The organism is Armatimonadota bacterium, from assembly GCA_020354555.1.
Classification (GTDB): Bacteria; Armatimonadota; Hebobacteria.
In genome coordinates, this window is record CP070648.1 from 2,841,696 (window position 1) to 2,847,019 (window position 5,324).

Below are 5,324 nucleotides of genomic sequence, written 5' to 3' on the forward strand. Positions count from 1 at the left end.
CACCCTCGCCACCGCGAGCGCGGTTCCCCGCGACATGCCGATGACGCTCCTGGAGCGGCTGCTGCATATGATCGCGGACCCGAACCTCGCCTACATCTTCCTGACCGTGGGCATGATCGGCATCATCGCTGAGATCTACAACCCAGGCGCGTTGTATCCAGGCATTATTGGCGCGATTTCCATGCTGCTTGGCCTGACGTCGCTGGGGATGCTGCCGACGGGTTGGGCGGGCGTGGCCCTGCTGTTACTTGCGATGGGGCTGTTCGTCGCCGAGGTGTTCGTCGAGGGCTTCGGGATTCTCGGAGCGGGGGCGGCGGTCTCGTTCATCCTGGGGTCGCTGCTCCTGTTCGTGCCGGTGTCGCCGGTGTCGCCGGCGGCGCCAGTGGTGCAGGTGAGCCCGTGGTTGGTGGGTGGGATGTCGGCCGTGCTGATCGCGGCCATCGTGCTGCTCTTCCGCGTGCGCATGGCGATGTGGCGCAAGCCGCCTGCGTTCGGCGCGGAGGCTCTCGCGGGTCGCGAGGGCGTAGCGCTGTCCAGGCTCGATCCGTTCGGCACCGTCCGGCTCGATTCCGAGGTGTGGCGGGCCGAAGTGCGCAACGGCCCCATCAAGCGCGGCGAGAAAGTCCGCGTGGTGAAGCTGGAGGGCGTCACCCTTCTGGTCGAGTGCGTCGAACGCGACCGGGAAGAGAAGGAAGTCCCCGGACAGTGACGGTTTTCCCGTGACGCGACCGACTTCAGGTCGTGACGGCCTTCGCAGGCCATGCGGGTATGCGCATCGCCGCGCCACCAAGCTCCTCTTGCCCTGCAAATCCGGCGTGGGCAAGCCGAGCGTCGCGCATTGCTTCGCGCCGCAACGGGGATCATTCGTCATGCCACTGTCTCATGCTCGATGGCTCTTCTTCGACGTGGGCGAAACCTTGGTCAGCGAGACAAAGGCGTGGCAGGAACGGATCCGGCAGATGGTGAGGGCGTTCGCCGAGCGCGGCCTGGCGGTGTCGGCATCCACCATCGAGCAAGCATTTGAGGAAGCGTCGGCCGAATTCGCCCCGCGGCTGATAGCACGTGTGGTGGAGAGGTTCGCGGCGCGCGCGGATGACCGCGCGTTCGTACTCAAGAGAGCGCCCTATCGTGGGGAGTTGGAGGAGCCGCAGCCGGAAGCCTACAAGGTGTTGGCCACACTCGCGGGGACCTACCGAATCGGGGTCATCGCAAACCAATCGGCCGGAACCGAGGCGAGACTCGCCCAGCACGGCCTCGCGTCGTTCATCTCCATTTGCCTGGGGTCAGCCGATGTCGGGCTCGCGAAGCCCGATCCGGCCATATTCCGACTGGCTCTCAAGCGCGCCGGGTGCGAACCGCACCAGGCAGTGATGGTCGGCGATCGGATAGACAACGACATTCGCCCCGCCAAGGCGCTGGGCTGGCGGACGATTCGCGTACTGCAAGGGTTCGCGAAAGCGCAGAGCCCGAGAGGGCCTGACGAAGAGCCGGACTTCACAGTCAGCAGCCTCAAGGATATCGTGTCCCTCCTTCGCTAGCCGGGCTCATCCATTGCAGGCCGGGTCGGAGCATGTCTACAGGAGGAATCCTGATGTCCGCAGAAGCATCCCGCGGTGGAGCTATGCGGAGCCGAGGTCGCCGAGCCCGCGATGGGCGACCGATGTCGATGAAGGCCGTGCCGTCCAGAATGCCGGCGATGGCAACTGCAGTCGCTGCTCTTGTGACCGTGATCGCGGCCCCCGCATCCGCCAACCTTGTGCCAACGCCGTTCATCGAGGAAGGCGTGTTACGGTTTCTCCCGGTGAAGGTGCCGGTCTGGCTCGCTTGGGAACTCGGGGCCATCATTGTTGAGACGGGAGTGCTACTGTTGCTCGGCCTTGGCATACTGCGCACCCTCGGCGTGGCGACCGGCGCCAACGTCGTCAGCGCGGTGGTCAGCACTCTGCTTGCGCCGCCCACGGCGCCGAGCACGGCCCTGGCGCCGACGGGCTTCGTCGTCCTCATCACCGAGGTGCTGGTCGCGCTGGTTTTGATCCGGCAATTGCCATCCTTGCTTACGGCGTCGGTGATATTGTGGGCGAATGCGCTATCGTTCGCGATACTGTGTGTTTTGCTCGTGACCGTGCAATGGCCGCAGGTCGAAGGCGGCGTCGTACTGCTCATCGTGCCTGTGACCGCCGGGTGGGCTGCGGTTCTGCTGCGACGCGCAGCGGAGAGCATGCGGCCTGGCGTGTGAGAACCGGCGCTCCCGTTCGGCCGCCGTCATCCGCGGCGGGAGCGCGAGCTGGCTGCGGCATAGCGGTTTCGTGACAGCGAGCGACAGAACCCATCCGCAGACCTCGGTCAAGGAGAAGCCAACCGTGAGTCGCGTTATCACCGTCACCGCAATCCAGTTGCCGGCCGCCAAAGCCGGGGAGACGCCGCACGAAATCAAGGAGCACAACCTGCGACGCATTGACGAAGGCCTCGCGATTGCTGGTGAGCGCGGCTCCGACGTTGCCATCTTCGGCGAGTATGCGAATGCGCGCCACCTCCCGCTCGACAACGGCAGGGCGCGCGAGTTCGCCGACGAGGTGCCCGGCGCGGTGACGGAGCGCATCGCCGAAAGCGCGCGCCGCCATAACATGAATATCCTCGCTCCCCTGGTGGGCCTCTGCGACGGAAAGCTCCGCAATGTCACCGTCCTCATCGGCCGCGATGGGATCATCGTCGGGCAGTACTACAAGGCGCACCTGCCGCTGCCGGAGGCGGAGTGGGGGTTCGAAGCCGGCGACGACATTCCCGTGTTCGACATGGATTTCGGCCGCGTCGGGGTGATGACGTGCATGGATATCGAGTATCCCGAGCATGCCCTGGTGCTCATGTTGCGCGGCGCGGAGATGATATTCTTCCCACACGTTCAGGGCAGTTGGGGGGAGATAGACTGGGAGATTCGCTACCGCGCGCGTGCGGTGGACACGGGGCTCTACATCGTCTCCGCGTGCTACGGCGTGGAGAAGGACGAGCCGTGGCGGCCGGGGATGATGATCGGCCGCTCGAGCGTCATCGGCCCCGACGGAACAATCATGGCCGATGCCGGGCGCTGGGCCGGCGTGTTGACAACGCAGATTGATCTGGATCGCCGACGCATCAGCGATTTCCACTTTGCCCGGCTGTGCGAGCGTACGCTGGCGATCAAGGCGAGCCGCAGGCCGGACCTGTACGGGGAATTGGTCCAGTACGCCTCACGTGATGCCGCTTTGGCCGAGGCGGCGAAACGCGGCGCGACTGGCGGCTAACGCAGCGCGCCTGCGCGCGACAGCAGCGGGATCTCGCCTGCTGTCATTCAATCACTGCGCGGTGAAAGCGCGGCACGGACGACAGATCCGGGGCTGGCGGGAGTCCGGGGGCCGCCTCGCAGCAGGGCGCGGTCGATCCGCTATGCAGCTCTCAGTACGCCGTCGCAGTTGACTTCCCGCGCCAGTGTTGTTCCAGACGCACGTGCTTCGCGGCGCGCGGGAAGGACTCGCCCGGGGGTAAGCATAAGTGTAAGTAAGGAATCGCGCAGCGAACGAGAGGCGGCACGAGTGACAGCCAGGCACGACAACTGGGAGGACGATTCAGCTAAAAGCTTGGACTTGCCCCAGGAGATTCGGGCGTGGGCGGAGGAATGGCTGGCCGCGGACGAACGGATCGAAGTCGCCGCGGCCGGTGATGTTATGCCCGATGGGCGATTCGACGTCAGCTGGCTGGTGGTGACGAACCGACGGCTTGCGGTGCTGGAGTTTGACGAGGAGGATGACGATGTCCTGGTGCGCCGCGAGCTGGGATTGGATCAGCTCGACGCGGTCGAGTTCGAGCATTACGTCGGCGGTGGCTTGCTCAACGCGCTCCGAGATGGCGAGCGCACGGAGTTAATTCGGTTCTCGCGTACCCTGAGCGACTTGTTCGAGGATGCGCGGGATCAGATCACGGCGCAGCTGCGCGAGCACGGTCGCGCGGAGGCACCAAGAGGCGTCGAGGAGCGCGGCGCAGAGGGGGAGCACGGGCGCACGGAGGGCGGGCGCTCGCGGTGTCCGACCTGCGGCCGTCCGCTCGCGCACGGGGATGTCTGCCGCGCCTGCATCGACAAGCAGCGCATCCTGCGGCGCATGGCAAGCTACCTGCGGCCGTACTGGCCGATGCTGGTCTTCGGGATCGCCGTGACATTTGGCGCGACCCTGGCGCAGGCGACGCCCGCATGGATCAGCAAGAAGATCGTCAACGACGCCATCCTCCCGCGCGACCTGGCGGTGCTCACCAAGTGGGTGCTGGTGCTGCTGGCTGTGCTGTTGATGCGCGGGCTGCTGACCTGGGGCAACTCGTACATCATCGCCACTCTCGGCCAGTTCATCATCGCGGATATCCGGCGCAGCGCGTACCTCCATCTTCAGAAGCTGGCGGTCAGCTTCTATGAGAAACGGCAGACCGGACAGCTGATGAGCCGCATCACGCACGACACGCAGCACCTGCAGGAATTCGTCGGTACCAGCATGCAGGAGATCCTGGTGCAGTTGTTCATGGTCATCGTCGTCACCGGGATCATGCTCGGCAGCAGCACCACTCTGACGCTCCTGGTCATGGTGCCGATTCCGTTCCTCGTCTTGTTGTCGATCATGCTCGGGCGCAAGGTGCGCCGATTCTACCGGAGCGCGTGGCGCCGCATGGGCTCGATCAACGCGATGCTCGCCGACACGATCCCCGGCGTCCGGGTGGTCAAGGCGTTCGCTCAGGAGCCGCGCGAAGCCGAGCGCTTCGAGCAGCGCGACCGCAGTTACGTCAGTGCCGTATTGGCCGCCGCGCGGACTCGCAGCAAGTTCTCCGGGCTGATGGCGATGACCATGGGCTCCGGTGCGCTGATCGTTTGGTCCTACGGAGGCTCTCAAGTCATCGCCGGCGAACTCGACCTCGGCACGTTGGTCATGTTCTCCGGGCTGCTGTGGCAGCTCTACGGGCCGGTGACCACCTTGGCCAATCTCAACGAGCGCTTCCAGCGCGCGGCGACGGCTGCGGAGCGCGTGTTCGAGATCCTCGATACGCCGGGCGAGACCGAGCTGACACCGCCCGAGCACCATCCGCATCCGGTCACCGAGGTGCACGGGCGGATCGAGTTCGACCATGTCTTCTTCGGTTACGAGCAGGACGAGCCGGTGCTGCGCGATATCTGCCTCGACGTGCAAGCGGGCGAAATGATCGGCCTGGTTGGACGCAGCGGCGTCGGGAAGACGACGCTCGTCAACCTGATCTGCCGGTTCTACGACCCCAACCGGGGCGTGATCCGGATGGACGGCGAGGATCTGCGCGAC

5 protein-coding genes are annotated in these 5,324 nt (G+C 65.5%); all 5 read left to right on the forward strand.

Translation table 11 applies throughout. The annotated features are described in order from the left end of the window. The coding region (locus JSV65_11650; protein UCH33226.1) for a nodulation protein NfeD at positions 1-709 on the forward strand (709 nt) is incomplete at its 5' end. Positions 710-869: 160 nt separating this feature from the next. Then, positions 870-1,538 (forward strand): HAD family hydrolase, encoded by a 669-nt coding sequence (locus JSV65_11655; protein ID UCH33227.1) that lies wholly within the window; start codon positions 870-872, stop codon positions 1,536-1,538. 158 nt (positions 1,539-1,696) lie between these two features. Next, on the forward strand, positions 1,697-2,236 hold the full coding sequence (locus JSV65_11660; protein UCH33228.1) for a hypothetical protein: 540 nt from the start codon (positions 1,697-1,699) through the stop codon (positions 2,234-2,236). 124 nt (positions 2,237-2,360) lie between these two features. Then, positions 2,361-3,278, forward strand: a complete 918-nt coding sequence (locus JSV65_11665; protein ID UCH33229.1) for a carbon-nitrogen hydrolase family protein — start codon at positions 2,361-2,363, stop codon at positions 3,276-3,278. Between the two features lie 288 nt (positions 3,279-3,566). After that, on the forward strand, positions 3,567-5,324 hold a 1,758-nt coding region (locus tag JSV65_11670; GenBank protein UCH33230.1), incomplete at its 3' end, for an ABC transporter ATP-binding protein.